This window comes from Parapedobacter koreensis (assembly GCF_900109365.1).
Classification (GTDB): Bacteria; Bacteroidota; Bacteroidia; order Sphingobacteriales; family Sphingobacteriaceae; genus Parapedobacter; species Parapedobacter koreensis.
In genome coordinates this window covers 505936-528287 of record NZ_FNZR01000001.1, presented here as the reverse complement: position 1 = coordinate 528287, position 22352 = coordinate 505936, and the positions used below count along the sequence as shown (strand labels likewise).

Here is a 22352-nt window from a genome sequence, read left to right as displayed (position 1 = left end):
AACAACCGCAGGCATCCCCTTTTGGATGCCTGTGTGGTATTTATGAGTGAATATGGACAACATTCGCAAAGCAATCGCCGCGTTTTGGCAGGGAAAGACCACGAAAGAAGAGCAACAGCAGTTGTTGTCGGATTTGACAACCCGGCAAAGCGAACTGAAATCGGATTTGGCGAAGGAATTTGTCGGCGATAAAGCGGATGAACGTATGGCGCTAAGTAAGGAAAGGACAGCTGAATTGTTGCATCGTATTCATGAAAGGCTCGAACACCCCGAACAGCCGGTGCCTATGCGTTGGTGGAAAACCAAATGGACGGCAGCGGCAGCGGTTATCCTGTTGAGCAGTATCTCATGGTATGTGCTGGATATCACAGGCCGGACGAAAGAACACGCAACTACTTACGCGGCAGTTATTCCTCACAAATTATCCAATGCGGGTGAAGACACGTTGCATTTTCGAATGCCGGATGGTTCCATTATTACATTATCGCCCCGAAGTACGGTGTCTTACACCACTGAATACGGCGTCACGAACAGGGAGTTGATATTGGAAGGCGAGGCCAAATTTACAGTAGTACGCGATACGACACGGCCCTTTATTGTATCAGCCAACGGCTATACCACAACGGCATTGGGCACAGCATTCATCGTGAACGCCCGGCAAGAGCGGAAAACGCTGGTACGGCTCATTACCGGTAAAGTGGTGGTACGGTCTACGGCTGCAAGTTTATTTGCCATGGAAGACACGTTTCTCTTGCCAGGAGATGAAGTCCAAATCAGTGGTGTAGACGGTGCGATAGCGGTAAAACGTAAACCAAAAGTACCACGGACGTTGCGTGCACCCGTCAAACAGCCGAAGCCTACAGCCCTGCGTGATACAACGGTATTCCTGCAGTTCGAACAGACACCATTAGCAACCGTGTTTGACCGCATTGCTTCCCAGTTGAAGACACGTATTGCGGTTGTCGGCGCCAACTTGGACGGACTGTCTTTCACGGGCAGCTTTGAAGCAACGGACTCGCTGGATGTGATTCTTTCCGTCATCTGTCAAATGAACGATTTGACCCATGAATACCAAACCGATCAGGTTGTTATCCGGAAAAAAGAAGAAGAAACCCAATAAACACGTATGCAATTACGCAATTTAACTTAAAGAATATGGAACAAAACAGACTAATTTCAAATTTCCGGTGGTGGGCGATGATGCTGGTGCTATTCGCTTCCATGCAGGTAAAGGCCCAGCAAGGAGGGCAGGTTCGTGGAACAGTCATGGACAACAGCGGCATGCCGCTAAGTGGGGTCACTGTGATAGCTTTTGGAACCGAAGGTGCCCAGGCTGCGGCCACGGCCACGAATAATGATGGTATGTTCGTATTGCAAGGGCTGCAAACCGGTGCCAACTACACCATCCGTTTCAACTTGATTGGTTATGAAACGCATGAGATGGCTGATTTCTTGGTAAGGCCGGGCGACAACAACTCGATTTTGGTACGGATGGCCGAACGGACATCGGCTCTGGATGAAGTGGTGGTGATCGGCTATGGCGAGCAACAACGGGAAGACTTGACCACTGCTGTTGCATCACTGCCTAATGTCGCTACAAACGTGGCGCGGCCACTGACCAATGTGTCCGATATCTTACAAGGAAACATGGCTGGTGTGACGGTTGTTTCGGCGGGCGGTGACCCATCTTCTTCGCCGCGCGTTTTGATACGCGGTATGGGTACATTAGGCAGCGAACAGCCACTCTATGTGGTGGATGGCGTGCCGTATTATGGCGGTCCTATTAATCCCAATGATATCGAGCGTGTAGATGTCTTGAAAGATGCTGCTTCGGCGGCAATATATGGTGCGCAAGCGGCCTCCGGCGTCATCGTGATTACCACCAAGAGTGGACAAATCGGCAAACCGAGGTTTGCAGCAGACCTCTATCAAGGGTGGCATCAGGCCAGCAACCTGCCGTCGGCGCTCAATGCAGCGCAATACGCAAAGGCTTATGTCGATGCATCCGCCCATGCCGGCGTAGTGCCTGCTGATGGCCATAATGCGGAGCTAAATCCTTGGGGACAAATAACACGCACTAACTGGATGGACGAGATCTTCCAGACAGGATCCATCACCAATCTTAACCTGCAAGTGTCTGGGGGTACTGAAAATGCGCGATACAGCTCATCTTTCGGTTATCACGATAAAGATGGTTTGCTCGTAAACACCAACTACAAGCGCTTTGCTTACCGGCTGAAGTCTGAATTTGACTTATCCGACCGTATTACGGTGGGCCAGAATTTTTACGTCAACCAGACGCAATCACGGGGTATCAATACATCCAGTAGTTATAGCGGCGCCATCATCAATGCCATCTACATGAATCCCGCTGCGCCGGTATATGATGAAAATGGACAATTCCACGGTACGGTGCCCTTTGATTTGGCTCAATTTTCAGCGGCCTATGGCGATACCTACAACCCAGTTGCCTTGTTAAGGAGGCCAACGATTACCAATCCAACATTGAATTTAAATGGCAATGTGTTTGGAAAACTGGAAATCATCGATGGATTGACGTTCAAATCGAACTTTGCCATTGATTTGAACCGCTATTCGTACAAACGGTTTGATCCCATTGCGCCTGAAATCGGCCGCCCAAGCAATGTAAATTACTTGAATCAAACCGAGTCGCGAACCGATAGGTGGATATGGGATCAGCAATTGAACTATAATAAACGATTTGGCCGCCATGGGTTGGACGTACTGGCCGTGTATTCGGCACAGAAAACCGCCTATGAATCGTTTAGCGTAGAAGCCCGGGGTTTCGAACGAGAAGACGATTGGTACCAATACATTGGCAACGCGGGCTCAACGCCCAACTTGCCAACAAGCGGCGTGTTTGAAGATGCACTGACATCGGCCATTGGTCGGATCAGCTATGATTTTGACGATCGCTATTTCTTGAGTGCCAGTGTCCGGCAGGATCGCACGTCGCGATTGGCTAAGGAAAACCAATCGGATGTTTTCCCAGCGGTATCTGGTGCGTGGAAAATATCGTCTGAGCCCTTTTTTGATCTTTCTGCGGTCAACCTGCTGAAAGCGCGGGCTTCTTGGGGACAGATTGGCAACATCCAGTCGGTTGGTTATTACGCCTACAATGTGCCATTATCTACCGGGACTTCCACACCGCTTGGAAATCCCGGGCAATTGGTGCGGCATTTTGCACTGACCCAGCAATCTAACCCCAACCTGTTATGGGAAACATCGGAGACCCTCAATATCGGCTTGGATATCACGTTGTTTAATCAATTGGATATCACGGCAGACTATTACACCAAAAAAACCTTGGGCCTGATACAGACCAATGATGCCGATCCGCATGTCGGAGTGAATAGCGGACCGACGATGAATGTCGGCGACGTATCGAATAAAGGAGTTGAATTTACGGCAGGCTATCACGGCCAATTTGGTAATTGGAAATTGGCGGCAACCGGTAATTTGCAATTCAACCGCAACGAACTGCTGAATCTGGACGGCTATTCCAATGACTTTATCCAACACGGCGACAATGTGCGTAGCGTGTTGCTTCCCTATCGCTCTGAACCAGGGCAACCTTTGTATTCTTACTATTTGATTCCATCAGCAGGTATCTTCAATTCGGAAGAAGAAATACAAAACTACCAGCAGGGTGGCCAATTGATACAACCCAATGCCCGGCCCGGCGACCTGAAATTTGTAGATAGCAATGGCGATGGGCAAATCAATGACGAAGACCGGGTGTTCATGGGCAGTGCCATTCCGGACTTTACCTATGGCTTTTCGCTACAGCTCGAATATAAAAATTTCGACTTCAGCATGCTCACGTATGGTATAGCCGGCGTCAAGCTTTTCAATGGCTACAAATACACCGCCTACAATGCCGGGTTGCAGGGATATAACTTGGACAGCCGCGTGTTGGATGCTTGGCGTCCCGATAATACCGATGCAAATATCCCCGTGCTTTCCCGACAAGATCCCAATGGCAATTTTGGCACAGCGTCAGATTGGTATTTGGAAAGCGGTGACTATTTCAGGATAAAGAATATTGCATTAGGTTATACATTGCCAAACAGCCTGCTGGCAAAAATCGGTTCCCAGCTGCGGTCACGGATTTACATTTCCGCCGAAAACCCATGGACGATTACTTCGTATTCAGGTATCGATCCGGAAGTGGGTTCGGTAGGACTGGACGTGGGCAACTACCCCTTACCAAAAACGTACACGGTAGGATTGAGTGTTAATTTCTAAAAAAGAAAAATTGAAGAGATCATGAAAAAAATATCCATCAATAGGGTGATAGGTGCACTACTTGTGATGTTTGCCGCGCAATCTTGTTCTGAAAGTTTCACAGACTTGACACCCAAGGGAAGTGTGACATCCGGCAACTACTGGCGAACCGAATCCGATGCAATTTTTGCTTCCAATGGTTTGTATGAACATTGGGGCGATGACGACATGTTTGGTCGCGGTGTGTTTTGGTTGGTCAATGCATCTGATGATATGGTGACCGGACGGACAGATGCCGGTTCGGCTGCGGTGCGGGACTTTGTCGCCACGGGCGGGGAAAGCCGCATTAATGGGATGTATAAAAAGTTTTACCAGATTATCCAGCGCGCCAACAGCATCCTGCTGAACGTGCCGGAAATGACGATAGATGAAGAAGTGAAACGTCGGGTATTGGGCCAAGCCCATTTCATGCGCGCCTATGCTTATTTCTACCTAACACAGTATTACGGTGATCACCGGGCAGGTTTGCCAATTGTCACCGAAGCGAACATGAATGAAGCCCGGTTTACCCGCCCGGCTCATGTGAGTGAAAATTATCAACAGATGGAGCAGGACCTACTCGCCGCAGCTGAATTGTTGCCATTGGTCACCGCTTATGGAGCGAATGATCTGGGACGTGCGCACAAAGATGCTGCTTATGCCTACTTGACAAAGATGTATATGCATTGGGCACGTTACGATGCCAATAAGTGGGCAGAAGTGGTGCGGTACGCCGATATGGTCACCAACTCCGGATCGGGGCGTGCCCTCATCAATACTGGTAACCCACAAGAGGATTTCGCGAGTGTATTCTACGTGGAAAACAACTTCTCTTCTGAGTATATTTTCTCCGTGGTATCAACCAACGTACGCGGTTGTATCCTGCCTGCCGTCTTATTTGAAAATACCGGATATGGCCTGTACAACGGCTGGGGATATTTCCACCCTACGCTGGAATTATATAACCACTTTGAAGCAGGAGATGCCCGTAAGAAGGCGACCATCTTGGAATTTGGCGATACGTTTACGTTATTCGGCAATGAAAGGCAGTACTATTCGTCCAATTCGTGGACCGGTTTTCAGTTCAACAAATACATGCAACCTTTCCGGTTCCCGCAGGAAGTCCACCTTAACCCAAATGGAGACTATCCTACGTCCAACCTGAGTGTGCCGTTGGTGAGGTATGCAGATATCTTGCTGATGAAGGCCGAAGCGCTAATCATGCAGAACCAAAATGCCGATGGGTTGATCAACCAAATCCGGAGTCGTGCCGGCCTTCCATCCATCAGCGGAGCTACGTTGGCCGACCTCAAACGGGAAAGACGGTCTGAATTTGCCGCAGAATATACCGATCGCCATGTCGATTTGGTGCGATGGGGTGATGCAGAGGAAGCGTATAGCAAGCCAGCCACGGGTAGGCAACATACCAGCAAGGATAACCCCAATTCACCCTATACCGTTACAGAAGTATGGCCTGCCCGGAATTTTAATCCGGCTATCCACCACGTGTGGCCGATCCCGCCAGCAGATATCAGCAATTCGGGAATCAGCCAGAATGAAGGGTGGTAAATGTAGGGATTTCGCTTTTACGGTTTTGGCCACGTTGCTCCACGGCTGGATCCGAGCGCGCTTCGCTGCCGTCTCCTAGGCCGTGTCTGCAACGCACCCAAAACCATTGGACGAACTTCCGCCAACGCAGCATTTGGGTGCGCACGAGCAACCTTGGGGGATGAGCGGAGCGAGTCTTCCAGTTGCGGTGTGTACCCAAATGCACTAAGGACTCCATCAAAATCTTTAAAAGCGAAATCCCTGGTGGTAAATGCGTAAAGCCATGCTTTCTTACATAAAGGAAGCATGGCTTTTGTATGTTAGCCAAGCATACGCATTAATATGCCCGAATTAACACTTCAGCAGGAATATTCAGCTTTTCTTTCAATTTACGTATCATCGTTAAACTTAATTTTCGCTTACCGGAAAGAATTTCCGATTTACGGGAACGTGCACCAATATGTCGGACAATTCAGCTTCGGACATATTCGTTTGCTCCAATCTGAACCTAATGGCTTCCAGCGGATTGGGTGGAGGAACAGGATAGTGTTCGTTCTCATACACCTTTATCAGAATGGAAAGAATTTCCAGTTCGTCGGATGTTTTGGAATCCGGCTTACTATCTTTTTGCATCAATGTATAGACCCTTGCAAGGGCATCTTCATACTGTTGTTCATTTTTTTTTGGCTTTAACATGACTTACTGTTTTAGCATCGACTTTATCGTATTCTTTATGTGTATCGAACCAAACAACAAATACAATTTTTAGCCGGTATTCGATATCTACTAGCAATCGGTAGGTGTTTCCATGGATATTGAACACTACCTGTTTATCCGTCAATACAGAAGCATTCCGGTATTGTGCTTTTAATTCATTAGGGTTGTCCCATGCTGCAACCCCAGCTTCTTCATACCACGACAATAATGCCTGTTCTGCTTGCGGGTATTCCTCCCAGTATTCTTTTAATTTCTTTACTGCTATTACCCGCATGTGCAAAATATATAAAAATGTTACCAATTTGGTTACAATTCGAACTAAAATATTGCGGATACTCACCTATCAACCAACACTACCTATGAAAACGCGGGGATACCTACATCGCAGATCTACCGGTAGCGGTGGCGAAAGCTTTGCAAAATTAACCCCCACTTAACATTCGCATCGTAGCTTTGCTTCCGACACGATGGAAGCTATAGACACCCTATTAATCGGCCGTCTGCGTCAAGGGGATGCCCATGCGTATACGGTGCTGTTTGAGCGTTATTGGAAATTCCTGTATGCCGTAGCTTACCGGCGTTTGCAGGATGAGGAGTTGGCGCAAGATATCGTGCAGGAGGTGTTTATGCAAGTGTGGGATAAACGGGAGAAACTTACGCTAACACCAGCGTATATCGAATACTACTTACTCAAGGCCGTCAAAAATAGGATTATCAATCACTATACGTCTCAACGAGTAAAAGCCGAAGTCTTGGAACGTGTCATGCACCGGATGGAAACCGTGGTGGCGGAATCGGCTTATCAGCCCAGCCGATACCTCGAATTGGAGCGTTTTCTCGACGAGCAGGTAGAACTATTGCCTGATACCATGCGGGCGGTTTTCTTGATGCGGAGCGACAATCTTTCTATTCAGGAGATAGCAAAAAAAATGCATATTGCCGAGCAGACCGTGAAGAATAACCTCACCGAAGCCTCCCACCGGCTACGTAGGTCGCTGCTCAAAAAATTCTCGGATGAAGAATTTGCCGGGCTGGTCATCATCGTGACGATATTAACAAACAATTAACGTATTCTTCTCGTAAAATTAAGGTACTCAAAGCCACTCCGCTTGTATTCCCTATAAATAGACAAGGAAACAAGTACAACACAAGTGGATAAAAAACAATTCAGGCAACTGTTGCGAGACTACCTTCAGGGCAAGCTAACCAAGACCCGAAGTAGGCAAGTAGATGAATGGTTTGACGCATTCGGATATGACGAGGATATTGAACCGCTTCGCGACGAAGAAAAAGCCAATCGCATCCACGAATCGCTTGCAAGTCGGCTTGAAGCCTATACGAAATCTCCTAAACCGGTAAAACGGCTTTTTTATGGTTGGCTGCCTAGAATAGCTGCGGTTGCGTTGTTGGCTCTATTGGCCGCTTGGTGGGTATGGCGCCTGCAAGGGCCACAGGAATCTTCCACAAAATTAAACGTAGCCTACGAACACCTATCGTTTGACACGGTGCGCGTCGGTACAGGCAGAATGAAGCGTATCGAACTGCCCGATCAATCGGTGGTATGGTTGAATGCCAATACACAGCTCCGGTACGCCAAACAGACCTTTGCGCAGCATCGCGAACTGTTTATCGATCGGGGTGAAGCTTTTTTTGAAGTAACCAGAAACCCGGAAAATCCGTTTACGGTGCGTGCTGAGGCGGTGGCAACCAAAGTATTAGGTACCTCCTTCAACGTGAAAAGCTACCCCGAACTGGACTATGTGAGCGTACAGGTAAAGACCGGAAAAGTCTCGGTTTCTGCGCAAAATGGTAGGCTGCTTGATACAGTTGCGGCAGGTCATGGGTTGAAATATCGAAAAGAAGAGCAAGCGTTTGAGGTGGAAGACAGGTTTGCAACCGATGCGGGAAGTTGGATGGAAGGCCGGACACTACTGGACAATGCGACGTTTGCCGAATTGGCTTTGGTCATGCAAAACCGCTTTGGTATACGGTTACAGACGCAATTGCCAGCGGCGACTCATTTTCGATACACCATGACCATACTGCAACAGCATCCGCTGGATGAAACCATGCGGCTGATATGTGATGTTCACCAAACAAATTATAGGAGGCAAGGCGATGAAATAACGATATACTAACCACCAGCCATAAAAAAGGGGGCAAGCGCCCCCATAATGTTTGCCGCCAGTCAACCGACCGCTAAATCATGAGACTGGCCACAAGGAATCCGAATTAATTAACTTAATCGAATGTACAAATATATGAATATAAGTGATAAGCTATTCCAGTTCATGATGAGAACATTTTTAATCATGGCTTCTTTCCTCACTTGCACGCAGTTGCTTTGGGCTTCTTATACCAGCGCCCAAGGGATGCAAGACAAGATTAGCATCAGCTTCAATACCGAGCGGCTTTCTGATGCATTGCTGAAATTAAGCAGAACGTTGTCCGTACAAATGGCTTACGATGCGACGGCATTGAAGCTTGCTGACCATACGGTACACGCAAAACGTTTCACGGACACGGAAGCGGAGAAAGTGCTCCACTATCTGCTGACCAACACAGGGATTACCTACATGGAAAGTGACGCCGGCGTAGTCTTGATGACAAACGCCACCGTGCAACAAATGGGGCAGATCAGTGGCCGGATAACGGACAGCAACAACGAGCCCTTAGCCGGAGCGACCGTCCGGGTGGTTGAATTGGGCCGCAATGTGGTTTCCAACGCGGACGGTTATTTTTCCATCAACGTCCGGACGGGCACCTATACAGTAGAGGTGACATACCTCGCCTATGGTAAAACAAGCAAAGCCGGTATTGCGGTCAGCAATAATCAAACAACCACGGTGGATTTCACGTTGCAGGCGTCTTCCGACGAGCTGAATGAGGTGGTGGTGACCGCCTTGGGTATCAAGCGCGAAGAGCGATCGCTGGGTTATGCGGTGGGAAAAGTGGACGGCCAAGAACTCAACCGGGTAGTCAATGAAAACGTGCTGAGCGGCATCGCGGGCAAGGTACCCGGTGTATCCATCAGCTCCACGGGAGCTACCGGATCTTCCATTAGCATGGTGATCCGTGGAGCAACATCCTTGAGCAATGACAACCAACCCCTTTTTGTGGTAGATGGCGTGCCCTTGGCAAGTACGTTGAACAACATTACCCAAATCGGAACAGACAATCGGGTGGATTACGGTAATGCCATTTCCAGCCTCAACCCAGATGATATTGAAAGCATCTCCATCTTGAAAGGACCGAGTGCTGCAGCCCTATATGGGTCGCGTGCGGGTAATGGCGTGGTATTGATTACCACGAAATCAGGCAGCGCGGTAGACCGCATGACGGTATCGGTAAATAGCAACACCGTATTTGATATGCCGTATAAATACCTGGATATGCACCATAAATTCGCAACAGGTGTCATCCCCTTTACGCCTGACAATAATCCTTATCCGGGCGGTATTCTGGAAATTGACGAAGGTTCTGCTGCAGGTGTCGGACCTGAGTTGGACAAGGGGTATACAGCCATCCAATGGAATAGCCCCCGGGATGAAAACGGCAACCTGATTCCTACTGAATTGGTATCGCACCCCGATAATGTGAAGAACTTTGTGCAAACCGGTATTACGACCACCAACGGCATCTCCATTGCAAACAGCAATGATCGCATGGACTACCGGATATCGTATGCCAACATGAGCAATCGAGGTATCATCCCTAATGCTGATTTGTTCCGTAACTCCATCAACCTTAATTCCACACTGAAAGTGCATCCTGATTTCAAGCTGAGCACGCAGTTGGATTTCAGCAGGAACAATTCGAATAACCGTCCGGCATCCAACCGTGGTACGAACCCCTTGCAGGCGGCTTATGCAGTATCACCGCACATCGATATCCGTGATCTGCGTGGGTATTGGGCCGAAGGCCAAGAAGGCATCCAACAATTATCACAGGCACCGGGTAGCTACAACAATCCCTACTTCATGGCTTATGAGGTAAACAACAGTTTTGTGCGCGATCGGGTGTTTGGAAATGTGCGGGCGGATTGGCAGATTACACCCGAACTGAACGTCATGGCACGCTATGCGCTGGACTTGTACCAGGAAGAGCGCGAATCAAAGGTGCCCTATAGCTATACGGATGACCCACGGGGTGCTTACGGTGTCATCAACCTGCGGCGCCAGGAGCAAAACATTGATTTTTTGGCTACCTATGCCAAACAATTGAATCGTGTCAGCCTGTCGGCTTCGGTAGGTGGCAATACCCGTTACCAACGCAATCGCGACGTCAGTAACGCAACAAAAAATGGTTCAGGGCTGACCATACCCGGCTTGTATACACTGTCCAACATTGCACCTTCTGGTCTGCAATTTGGTAGTTACCTCGCTGAAAAAGCGGTGAATAGCGTGTATGGTATGGTTAATCTGGGATTCAATGACTGGATTTATCTCGACCTTACCGCACGTAACGATTGGTCGAGTACGTTGCCCGAAAACAACCGTTCATATTTTTATCCTTCTGCCTCGTTGAGTTTACTGCTCAATGATGTCTTCCGCTTGCCTACACAGGTCAACTTGCTGAAGCTGCGTGGCGGTGTGGCACAGGCGGGGAACGATGCGGCCCCCTACAACCTGCTCAATACGTTGGCCAATGCCGGAGCGTGGGGGGATATCATTCGGCTGAGCAAGTCGGGTAGCTTGTTACTTCCGGATTTAAAGCCTGAAATTGCAACTTCGTATGAAGGGGGCATTGACGTAGGTTTGTGGAACAACCGGCTGCGGCTGGAAGCCACCTATTACCGGATGGACAATGAAAACCAAATCATTCCGACTAAGCTTCCCGGGTCGAGCGGATTCACATCGAAGAATATCAACGCTGGTTTACTGACCAGCAAGGGGATTGAAATAGGGTTGGGTGGCACACCCGTCCGCACGGACGCTTGGCGTTGGGATGTCAACTTGAACTGGTCGCGCAACCGCACGCGTATCATGGAATTGTCTGACGGACTGGATTTTTATGAATTGTGGAACGAAGGCCGGGGTGGAGCACGTACGTATGTCGGCGAAGAGATTGGTGACATGTATGATTCCAAGCTCGTGACCGTCGAGGATCCCAACTCGCCCTATTATGGTTATCCCATTCTGGATGAAAATGGCTCTTGGCAAGCCATCCGCATCAACAATACCAAAAACAAAATAGGCAATTTCAACCCCGATTTCGTCATGGGTGTTCAATCGACATTGACCTATAAGCAATTTTCGTTAGGCTTCTCCTTGGATATGCGATTCGGAGGGGATTTTATGTCCCAAACGTACCGCTATGGAGAGTCTGACCTCAAGTCGCAGCGCTTTCTGGATCAATTGATCAATCCCAACGGGTTAACCGGAGAGGCGCTCAAAAATTACCTGATTGAAAATGATCTGATCGTGGTGCGCGGCAACCGCTTCAATATCGTGGGTGGTCCTACAGCTGAATACGGTGGCTACCCGTTTGAATACGGTGGCAAAGTATATCCCTACGCCGTATTCAACCCCGGAGTAATCGCCCAATACAACGATAATGGGGAAATCATCGGTTATACGGAAAACTTGGGCGGCGCAGACACCAAATATATCCCCTATGGCGATAATTATCCATGGGACTTTATGCAAGCGGCCACATTTGATGCATCCTATATCAAGCTGCGGGAAATATCGCTGGGTTATGATCTGCCTACGAAATTTGTCAATAGGCTGGGAATCAGCAATGCCAACATCGCGGTGTATAGCCGCAACATTATCCTGTGGACGAAAGCCAAAATCGGTGTTGACCCCGAAATGGCATTCCAACAGGAAAGCGGTGCCCAAGCAGGAAGCCAGTTTAAACAGGGCATCGAGCGGTACAACGTCACCCCTTGGGTCATTCCGGTAGGGTTCAAATTGGGGGTTAACTTTTAAAGGATATACGAAATGAACGCAACGACGATAAAAAAACAACTAACGAGGAGCTTTAAAGCCATGGGGCTAATTGTCTGCTCGGTACTCCTGTGGGGTTCGTGCAAAGACATGACGGAGCTGAACATTAATCCAAATGGGGTGGGTGAGGAAGCCGTGAATCCCAACTTGATTATGCCGACGGTGCTTTCCGAGGCGGCGAGGATATACCTCGACTTGGGCTACCAGGTTACTGCGGGTATCATGCAGCACACCCAAAAAGATGCTTGGTTCAGCGATCACAACGATTATGATTGGACGGGCAGCCAAAGTTGGAATGCTTATTATGATGTGCTGCGCAACAACGAATTGCTGTATAAACGCGCCCAAGAAGAAGGCATGGAATTTCATCAAGGTGTGTCATTGGTGATGAAATCGTTTATGTTTGGGGCCATTACCGACCTGTGGGGCGACGCACCCTATACGTACGCGTTGAAAGGCGAGCTGGGAGGCAATGAAAACCTGCTCCCACAGTTTGACGAACAAGAAACCATCTACCGGGGTATCATTGCCGATTTGGAACAGGCCAGCAGCCTGCTGTCAAAATCCGCCAGTGAGTATGAAGGCATCGTGGCCGATGTAGACGTGTATTATCAGGGCTCACCTGACAGCTGGCGTCGATTTGCCAACTCGCTGCTCCTGCGCTATTACCTACGCGTTTCTGAAAAATTGCCCGATTTTTCAAAAGAAGGAATTGAACGGATTGCAAACAATCCGGCACAATACCCGTTGATCCTGACATCTTCGGCGGATGCAACTATGTCATTTCCGGGCAGGACGGCTGCGGATTCTTGGCCCGATAATACGGTTATCGATGATACCGGTGGCAGCAACTTCCGGCGGCGTAAAATGTGCGCCACACTGGTCGATCGGTTGCAGGAGTTGGCCGATCCCCGGTTAGCCATATGGGCTGCCAAGGTAGAGATACCGTTGGTCGTGAGCGATGAATTTCCAGCAGGTACGGATGAAATCGTAGATGGCAAGCGGCATGTATCGCCCGACGTGGTGGGCAATGCCGTGGTAGATACCGATCCCGAGTACGTGGGGCTGCCACCCAGCTTTTCGGCATTGCCTTCGGCATATAACCTTAATCCTACTCCGGGACAGACATCGTTCAACCCACACGTATCATTCGTGAATGATATTTATACGGCAACGTCAGGGCCATTGCTCAAAGCACGTTTGCTATCGGCTGCAGAAGTCAATTTCATTCTCGCCGAAGCTGCGCTGAAAGGATGGAATGTCGGGAGCGCATCGACCTACTATGAAAATGGTGTAAAAGCCTCGTTAGAAGCGTGGACCGTAGGCGGCCAATATGCGGACTACATCACCCATGATGATGTTGCGTATGCAGGCACGGTGGCACAGGTGATCGAGCAAAAATGGGTAGCCAGCTGGACCGCTACGGCCGAGGCGTGGTTTGACTACCGCCGTACGGGATACCCTGCACTCATTGCTGGTCCCGCAGCGCTGCGTTCTGTGTTGCCGGTACGGTTTTACTACATGCAAGATGAACTGAACATCAATCGGGCGAATGCCGAGCAAGCATTGCAGCGCTTGGAGAAAACAGCATATTCCCAAGCCGATAATGAAAACAGCGCTTGGTCTAAGCCGTGGTTGCTCCAAGGTACCGGTAAACCTTGGTAGATACAATACGATAAAAAAGAATGGAACGAACACATCACAATAATCAATCTATCCGGATGGTCGCCTTGGCGGCCATCCTTTCCTTCACGACAGCACTCCTTTTTGCACAAATCCCGGTAACGCCGGAAACGGCATTGAAACATTATGTGGATAAACCGGATGCGACGTTTCGATGGGAAGTCAAGGATTCAGTAGCCAACTCGTCGGAAACCGTATATCAGTTGTTGCTGGTCTCCCAGACGTGGAAGGATACGGTATGGACGCACCAGCTTTCCGTCGTGGTGCCGAGTCGTGTGGAGCGCGACGGCGCGCTGTTATTTATTACGGGGGGCGCGGTGCGGGAAGGCCTGCCGCGTTGGAATAGTAACCCCGAAGATAAGCAGCTTGCCGCCATGCGGATGATCGCTGCGGACAACCATGCGGTGGTAGCCCTGCTGCGGCAAACGCCCAATCAGCCGCTGTATGGCGGGCGTACGGAAGATGAGCTTATTTCCATGACGTTGCATCGGTATAAACAGGACAAAGACTATGAATGGCCATTGCTCTTTCCGATGGTGAAGAGCGCGGTGAGGGCGATGGATGCCGTACAGGATTTTACGGCCAAGCGACTGAACGAACCGATAACGAAATTCATCATTTCCGGGGCTTCTAAACGGGGGTGGACCACTTGGCTCACCGCGGCGGCTGATGATCGGGTAGCCGCCATAGCGCCCATGGTTATCGATGTGCTCAACATGCCCGTCAGTCTGCAATATCAAATTGAAACTTGGGGCGACTATAGCGTGCAGATTCAGGATTATGTGCAGTTAGGCATCCCCCAAAGTGCAACCACGCCAGGCGGACAAGAAATCACCACAATGGTCGATCCATATGCTTACCGTAAGACACTCACCATGCCCAAGCTGCTGTTTATGGGAACCAATGACCCTTATTGGGTCGTAGACAATGTGAAAAATTATTTGGATAGCATACCTGGCGAAAACAGGCTCCATTATGTGCCGAATGCGGGGCATGATCTGGGCGATGGCCAACAAGCGATGCGCGCGTTGAGTGCCTTCGTGGGAACGATGTTGAATAACCTGCCGTATCCGGAATCCGACTGGACGTTGAAGCCAAGACACCGCAAGGCAAAACTCCACGTGGACGCTACTCCGGGACAGTTATTGGATGTCGTGGTGTGGACAGCTACGTCTACCGACAAAGATTTTCGGGATGAGCAATGGACAAGCTCATCTTTGGGTATCCACGGAAAATCCGCTATCAAGATTACCTTATCGGCACCGTCGGAAGGGTACCAAGCATATTATGTAGACCTGAAATACAAAAGCCCTGTAGGTGGCGAGTATACACAGAGTACGCGGGTATTCGTGCTGGATAAACAAGGCGTGTTATAAGATAAAGCACATTAAATTTTTCACCATGATAAAAAGACTCATAAAACCGTTGGCAAAGCTGGCGTTGGCGTTAGTAGTTGGAGGTGTTTGGCTGCCCTGTGCATGGGCACAGGAATTCGCACCAAGCGCATACCCCGACCGGGTGATACTCACGTGGTCGGCTGATCCGACAACCACCCAAACGGTTACCTGGCGGACAGACGTATCCGTCACTGGAGCCAAGGCACAGGTACGATTGGAGGAGGGGACACCCGACTTGGAAACCGGTGCCATGGAATACCCTGCGGAAACGCGTACGTTCGTCGGAAAAGAAGGCCGCGAAGACCGCTACCACCATGTGACGTTTGTAGGACTGCAACCTGCTAAGGTATATGCCTATCGCGTAGGTGATGGTACCCATTGGAGCGAGTGGTTCCAGTTCCAGACTGCGGCGACTGGTTCCGAGCCTTTCTCGTTCATCTATCTCGGTGACGCACAAAATGATATCAAATCGAAATGGTCACGGACCATTCGCCAGGCGTTCCGCCAGCAGCCCGACGCACGGTTTATCATTCATACGGGTGATCTGATCAATCGGGCGAATACGGATGCTGAGTGGGGTGAATGGCACGATGGAGCCGGCTTCATCCACTCGATGATCCCAGCGCTGCCCGTCCCCGGCAACCATGAATATTTCCGGGACACACAGGAAAAGCCCATGCTAGACCCTCATTGGGCAGCCCAGTTTACACTGCCTGATAATGGCCCGATGGGGCATCAGGAGTCCGTCTATTACATGGATTACCAGGATGTGCGATTAATAGGCCTTAATTCGCAGCAGATGGGTGTAGAAGAAGGCTCCTTTGCCACCCAAGTGGCATGGCTCGAAAAGCTGTTGCAGGACAATCCGCAACGATGGACCATCGTGTTTTTCCATCACCCGATATATTCAACCTCCAAAAACAGGAGTGACGACAGTCCAGAGGCAAGGGCACGCCTTAAGGCGCTGTTCGACCAACACGGGGTAGACCTTGTATTCCAGGGCCATGATCATACCTATGCCCGAGGCAAAGGACCAAATGCTACGTCTTCAGGCCCGGTGTATGTACTATCCGTGGCCGGACCAAAAATGTATAAATCCGATTCCGAACGCTGGATGGACGTGTCAATGGTGGATACCCAACTCTATCAAACGATACAGGTATCCAAGGACAAGTTGCAATACCAAGCGTATGACGTATCGGGAAAACTGGTAGATTCATTTGAATTGACCAAATAATCACAAGATGAACAAATTCAGCTATTTTTATTTCGTGGCATTGGCCCTGCTGGTGTTCCCGGGCAGCGCCATTGCGCAGCAATCGCGTACAGATTCCATATTGACTGTCTTTCATACACAGCCTCAAACGGTACTCGTAGCCTCCCATCGTGGAGCGCACCACCACTTCCCGGAAAATTCGTTGGCCGCCATGGGTGCCGCCATCAAGGCCGGTGCGCATATTCTGGAGCTCGATGTGCGGGAGACACAAGACGCTGAGCTGGTGGTATTGCATGACAAGACGGTGGATCGTACGACCAATGGGCGTGGCGAGCTGGCTTCCATGACCTATTCGCAGGTGCAGCAATTGGTGTTGACCCACCAAGGAAAGCCTACCGAACACCGCGTACCTACGTTCAGGGAGGCACTGCTTCGGTGTAAAGATTCCATCTTGGTGGATATCGATTTTAAAGCGGATACGTATGAAGCAGCCAAAAAGGTATGCCAGTTGGTGGCCGAGCTGGGCATGGAAGAACAAGTGCTTTTTTTCCTATATGACTATCAAGAAATGCCCCGCCTGCATGCGTTGAATCCCCATATCAAAATCATGCCGAGGGCATATAATCCAGCGGATTTGGAAGCCATACTGGCGATGGGTATTGCGCCTGTCGTTCATATCGATGATAGCTACTACGACCCACAGGTGCTGGATCCACTGGTCAAAAAAGGAATCCGCATATGGGCCAATACCCTCGGAAAGGTTGATCAGCGGAAAGGCTATACCTCCTTTTTTAAGGAGCTGGCACTGGTCAACATCGTCCAGACGGATGAACCGGAAACGTTGGTGGGTTATCTCCGGAAAAACAACCCACATAATTAATTGACTTATGCCTCAAGACAAAAGGTACCGCTCACATCGGGTCACCATGGTGGCCATATCGGTGTTGTTATGCATAGGATGTAAACCGCAGGCAAACGATCGCTCCATTGCCGACACCATGGACGGCATCGTTACGCGGTTGTACGCGCAGTTAGATGCTGATAGACTGGATACTATCGGAGCGTCCTTCATCCTGAATTTCATTACGCAAGAAGAGCGCGAAGCATTGGCGACGAACTACTGGCAGTTTAAGGTGAATGTGCCCGTTGTGATATCCTTGATGCGTGACACGGCGCAATCCCAGCTTCCCTTTTGGTTAGAACCATCGGGTTTCCAAAAGACGGCCCTGACAGTTCGCAATGATTCCTATACTTACGAGGTCTGGCAGAAGAACTTTCCAGCTGGTGAAGTTAAGCTCGGTATCAATGGTTTTGATAAGCACAGGCCGGTATATTTTGTGAGTGTAGCGCCGCAGGATGCCGCCGCAGATTTGGTACTTGAACCGATTTTCCCGGTAGCACAGCATATCGACACGCTGGGTATTGGCTCGTTTACCTATCACGATTGGGACGGGCTCACGCTGACGGATGTGCCGGAGTCCCTGCGCGGTCAACTCCTACTGACCACTATCCGGGGCCGTGCACGCGAAGCGCACCTTATCCATGCGTATCGAAAAACGGCATTTCCCGCCCATGATGTGGCGGATCAACTCACATTGACATTAGGCGAAGACCCATCATCCACCATGACGGTACAATGGCGGACGGATACGACCATTAAAAACACTTGGATATCTTATTGGCTGGAGGGGCATGCGGATACGGCCGAGCTATATGCGGACGTTGGCAGGTTGGAAGATCGCTTGTTGATAAACGACCGTTATAACCAACGGTTCATCGCAAGGTTGACCAAGCTAGCGCCAGGTAGTAAGTATCACTATCAAGTCCGGGGCGAACGTGGCCCATTATCCAGTGTATATACATTTACTACCGAACCGGTTTCTTCAGGTTTTTCGTTCAATTGGTTTGGCGATATCCACAATGACTCCATCGCAGGCCTCGTTATCCAGCAGGCTTTTGAACGTGATTCCGCTGCGTCATTCAGTTTATGTTCGGGTGATTTGGTGAATACAGGCTTACACCGTGACGACTGGGATCGGTTTTTCCATTATCCAGGGGATGTGTTTGCACGGCAACCACTCATGGCAGTGCCTGGAAACCACGATAGCCAGGATGGCCTTGGTGCGTCGATGTTCCATTCGCTATTGGATTACCCACCCAACGGGCCGGTAGATTTCGCCCCGAGCGGACTGTCGTATTTCTTCCGTTATCAAAATGCCTTGTTTGTCATGGTAGACGCTGCAAGCTTTTCGCTTGAGGAACAAGCTACCTGGCTGGTCGAAACCTTAGCTTCGTCCCAAGCCGACTGGAAATTTGTGGTCGTTCACTTCCCGCCCTTTAACGAGGTGGAACCTTATCCAGAGATGGTCAGTAGGTGGGTGCCCTTATTGGAAGAACAGGGCGTTGACCTCGTGCTTAGTGGCCATTTCCATTATTATTTACGAGCACATCCCCTGAAAGCGGGCAAAAAAGATAAAGCAGGAATCACATACCTGCAATCTGCGACCGTCAGGGGTGGCGAAGTGCGTGAAGACAGCCAGCCGCAGCCGTTCGTAGCAAAGCGTGTCGTGAGCGGAAATTTCTACCAGCACTTCCGCATCGATGGAAAGCAGTTGGAATATACATGTTATGACGCTGACCATTCGGAGCGGGACAGGTTGGTCGTAAAAAAGTAGGGCTTTTGAAGGAATAAAAGCTGTTTCACTTCGTAGGTAGTGGTTAGCTTCATCATTGGTTAATAGTAGATTAATGCGATAATAATAGCTTTGTAAAAAGCTAACACTATGCGTTATATTTTTACGGTCATTCTCACATTACTTCTCCTTCCCACGGCTTATCGGATTTCTTATGCCCAGCAAGGTAGCCTTTCAGGCAAGGTAGTGGATGAAGCAGGAATTCCTTTGGTTGGTGCTACCGTTTCGTTGGAGACCACCAATTTCCACGTCACTACGCAAGCAGATGGCACGTTTCTTCTGGTTCAGGTGCCGCCAGCCACCTATCGGCTGACCATTACATTTCAGGGGCGTGTTGGTTATTCCCAATCCGTGGAAATCGGTGGAGGAAATGTAGTGCTCGATGAAATACGACTCCAGCAAAGCCAGATAGCATTGGGTGAAGTGGTGGTGAGCACGCAGCGCCGTACACAGACTAGCATCGAGGTGCCCGTGACCGTGAGTGCGTTGTCCGGTGCCGCGCTCAGTCGGCTTAATATGCGCCAAATGGATGAGATGGCGACATTTATTCCCGGAATGGAGGTACAGTTGCAAAGCCCGAATAATCCGGGTTACGTCATTCGGGGTATTACCTCAGATGACGGTGATTCGCGTACGCAGCCGCGTATTTCCATTTTCCAGGATGGGATTTCCATTTCGCGTTCGCGGGCATCGGTGGTCGAGTTGTTTGACATCGAACGCGTGGAAGTGGCTAAAGGGCCGCAGGGTACGCTGTTTGGTCGTGGTGCCCAAATCGGAGCGCTGCACATCATCCAGAATAAAGCCCAAGATAGATTCGGAGCTGAGGTAAGCGGGGGATATGGCGCATACAGCCATCGGTTTGTCAATGGTTACATCAATACACCCATCGCTGTGGGTAAGCTGGCCAATCGATTGGCGTTTAATTATGAAGGACGGAATGGATTTATCGGCAACCTTTCCGGTGGGCGGCTCAACGGGAAGGAAGTCATTGCTTTGCGCAACAGCACTCGCCTGTGGGGCGGCGCAAATACAACGGCCGACCTTATCCTGAATTATCAATATGACAATTATCCAGGCACAAGCTTCAAAAGCAAGCGTTTTGCCCCAGCAGGAGGGGATACTGATCCCAATACATTTGCCGATCTGGAGCAGGGTGAAGATCTCTACATCAAACGGCATGTGGGCGGGGCTACCTTATTGGTAGACCATCGCTTGGACAATGTCTGGAGACTTTCCTCCCTTTCCGGTTTCAGAGCTTTTGACAGCGACGAATCCTTTGATGCTGATGGTACGCCAGCCCAATTGCTATGGCTCTCCGAAATCGCCAAAGGAACGCAATATAGCCAAGAGTTTCGATTTACCTATGAAAATAATAGCCGGTTTTCGGGATTCCTCGGAGCCGGTTATTTTTACGAAAACTCTTCACAGAATGTGCCCATGCGGGTGAATGAGCAAGTGCTTTATCCGGCTTATATAGCACCAATATTAAGTGGCCAGCTGTCTGGACAAGTGAGCCAACTGGGCGCATCCCTGGGGTTGCCAGAAGCGCACGTGCAAGCACTTGCGGGACAAATACAGCAGCTTTTTCATACCGATCCCGTCATTGCCAATGGACAGCCGCAGCCCGTGGAAAATTTACCCAACTTGCAGCCATTAGCGCTGGGGTTGGTCAGTCAGCTTATGCCAGGTGGCCTACCTTCTGGCATCACATGGCAACAACTGCTCCAGTCGGGTATGCTGCCTCCCGGCGTATTACCCGCCGAATTAATTACATTGGTCACCCTGTTGGATGGTAGTCCCATTAATCGTGCACATACCGAGTCGTATACTACTTATGGAAGAAACCAAGCTGTTGAACTATTTGCAGACGGCACGTTCGATCTGACCGAACAATTGAAACTAACTGCAGGTCTTCGCGGCACCTACGAGACCCAACGAGGAGGGTACCGGGCTGATGCCGCTTCACCGCCAAGTGTATTTGGGATGATCGCCAATGGCGGCTCACCCAATTTGTTGAACCCTGTATCCGATGGTACGATTTACGCGAGCAAAAATTACTATTCGTACGTGGGTCGATTGGCGTTGAACTACCTGTTTGGCCGTAATAACGTGTATGGCAGCATATCAAGGGGCAGAAGGCCGGGAGTTATTTCGATATTCCCCACGGAAACGACCTACTTAAGACCCGAGGTGGTGTGGAGTTATGAAGTAGGATTGAAAGGCTTAGTAGCCAATGGTAAATTAGGGTACGAACTGAGCACCTATTATTACGATTGGTCGAATTTCCAAACCCTATCGTTACAGCAAGTACCCGGAAGCATTGCACCGCAATTGCTGGCCGATGATGGAGGCAAGGCCCACAGCTTCGGCATCGAAAGCGGCTTGCGGTATTTCATCACACCCACGGTCAACATCTTCGGCAACTATGCATATATCGATGGCAAATTCAATGATACCGATGAAAACGGCAATCCACAGGAGTATGCTGGCAATCGTTTCCGGTTGACACCCGATCACAGCTTTGCCTTCGGATTAGACGCAGATGTACCACTCAATGGCCGTTCGTCAGTATACCTGCGGCCTTCGTATTCTTATAAGTCCGGCGTATATTTTGAGGATGATAACCGGAAAGATCTGTATCAGGAAGGCTACGGATTGACCAACTTCACAGCCGGTTACCGGTTTGTGGCGAACCGTATCCACTATGAAGTGGGGGCTTATGGCAAGAACATTTTTGATACCCATTATATGATTGATGCAGGAAATAGCGGAGACACTATTGGTTTTCCTACCTATATTGGTGGCAGCAGGAGTATTGTCGGCGCACAGGTCAGGATAACGTTCTAAGCATTTTGGCAGA

15 protein-coding genes are annotated in these 22352 nt (G+C 49.7%); 12 read left to right on the top strand and 3 right to left on the bottom strand.

Annotated features, from left to right (window positions below; translation table 11 throughout):
• Positions 1 to 52: 52 nt before the first annotated feature.
• Genes BMW65_RS02205 through BMW65_RS02195 form a run of 3 tightly spaced genes read left to right on the top strand, consistent with a single transcriptional unit; the run spans position 53 to position 5856 of the window.
• Complete coding sequence (locus tag BMW65_RS02205; RefSeq protein WP_090602410.1) at positions 53 to 1120, top strand: FecR family protein; 1068 nt, start codon at positions 53 to 55, stop codon at positions 1118 to 1120.
• Between the two features lie 35 nt (positions 1121 to 1155).
• Positions 1156 to 4269: a SusC/RagA family TonB-linked outer membrane protein gene (locus tag BMW65_RS02200; RefSeq protein ID WP_218145322.1), complete on the top strand. Its 3114-nt coding sequence runs from the start codon at positions 1156 to 1158 to the stop codon at positions 4267 to 4269.
• Between the two features lie 21 nt (positions 4270 to 4290).
• Positions 4291 to 5856: a RagB/SusD family nutrient uptake outer membrane protein gene (locus BMW65_RS02195; RefSeq protein WP_090602407.1), complete on the top strand. Its 1566-nt coding sequence runs from the start codon at positions 4291 to 4293 to the stop codon at positions 5854 to 5856.
• Here BMW65_RS02195 and BMW65_RS23810 read toward each other — a convergent pair.
• The 3 genes from BMW65_RS23810 to BMW65_RS02185 form a co-directional block, all read right to left on the bottom strand.
• Entirely contained in the window at positions 5834 to 6076 is a 243-nt protein-coding gene (locus BMW65_RS23810; RefSeq protein ID WP_177180959.1) for a hypothetical protein, read from the bottom strand. The genes BMW65_RS02195 and BMW65_RS23810 overlap by 23 nt on opposite strands.
• Positions 6077 to 6243: 167 nt before the next feature.
• A complete protein-coding gene (locus tag BMW65_RS02190) occupies positions 6244 to 6531 on the bottom strand; it encodes a helix-turn-helix domain-containing protein (protein WP_245747451.1) in 288 nt (95 codons plus the stop codon).
• Positions 6509 to 6826 carry a type II toxin-antitoxin system HigB family toxin gene (locus tag BMW65_RS02185; RefSeq protein WP_090602406.1) on the bottom strand — a complete coding sequence of 106 codons (318 nt, stop codon included), beginning with the start codon at positions 6824 to 6826 and terminating at the stop codon, positions 6509 to 6511. Before BMW65_RS02185 ends, BMW65_RS02190 begins: the two co-directional genes overlap by 23 nt.
• Before the next feature lie 193 nt (positions 6827 to 7019).
• On the opposite strand from BMW65_RS02185, the gene BMW65_RS02180 reads away from it, so the two are divergent.
• The 9 genes from BMW65_RS02180 (at position 7020) to BMW65_RS02140 (ending at position 22339) form a co-directional block, all read left to right on the top strand.
• The gene (locus tag BMW65_RS02180) at positions 7020 to 7619 is read left to right on the top strand and encodes an RNA polymerase sigma factor (RefSeq protein ID WP_090602404.1); all 600 of its coding nucleotides are present in this window, start codon (positions 7020 to 7022) and stop codon (positions 7617 to 7619) included.
• Between the two features lie 84 nt (positions 7620 to 7703).
• Positions 7704 to 8690 carry a FecR family protein gene (locus BMW65_RS02175; protein WP_090602403.1) on the top strand — a complete coding sequence of 329 codons (987 nt, stop codon included), beginning with the start codon at positions 7704 to 7706 and terminating at the stop codon, positions 8688 to 8690.
• 153 nt (positions 8691 to 8843) lie between these two features.
• Positions 8844 to 12485 (top strand): SusC/RagA family TonB-linked outer membrane protein, encoded by a 3642-nt coding sequence (locus BMW65_RS02170; protein WP_245747450.1) that lies wholly within the window; start codon positions 8844 to 8846, stop codon positions 12483 to 12485.
• A 12-nt stretch (positions 12486 to 12497) separates the two neighbouring features.
• Positions 12498 to 14168, top strand: coding sequence for a SusD/RagB family nutrient-binding outer membrane lipoprotein (locus tag BMW65_RS02165; RefSeq protein ID WP_245747449.1), 1671 nt, complete (start codon positions 12498 to 12500; stop codon positions 14166 to 14168).
• Positions 14169 to 14188: 20 nt separating this feature from the next.
• Positions 14189 to 15562, top strand: coding sequence for a PhoPQ-activated pathogenicity-related family protein (locus BMW65_RS02160; RefSeq protein ID WP_218145321.1), 1374 nt, complete (start codon positions 14189 to 14191; stop codon positions 15560 to 15562).
• Positions 15563 to 15587: 25 nt separating this feature from the next.
• Positions 15588 to 16820, top strand: a complete 1233-nt coding sequence (locus BMW65_RS02155) for a purple acid phosphatase family protein (RefSeq protein WP_090602399.1) — start codon at positions 15588 to 15590, stop codon at positions 16818 to 16820.
• 7 nt (positions 16821 to 16827) lie between these two features.
• Entirely contained in the window at positions 16828 to 17679 is an 852-nt protein-coding gene (locus BMW65_RS02150; protein ID WP_090602398.1) for a glycerophosphodiester phosphodiesterase family protein, read from the top strand.
• Positions 17680 to 17686: 7 nt separating this feature from the next.
• On the top strand, positions 17687 to 19474 hold the full coding sequence (locus tag BMW65_RS02145) for a purple acid phosphatase family protein (protein ID WP_090602396.1): 1788 nt from the start codon (positions 17687 to 17689) through the stop codon (positions 19472 to 19474).
• A 108-nt stretch (positions 19475 to 19582) separates the two neighbouring features.
• Positions 19583 to 22339, top strand: coding sequence for a TonB-dependent receptor (locus BMW65_RS02140; RefSeq protein WP_090602394.1), 2757 nt, complete (start codon positions 19583 to 19585; stop codon positions 22337 to 22339).
• Positions 22340 to 22352: the final 13 nt, after the last annotated feature.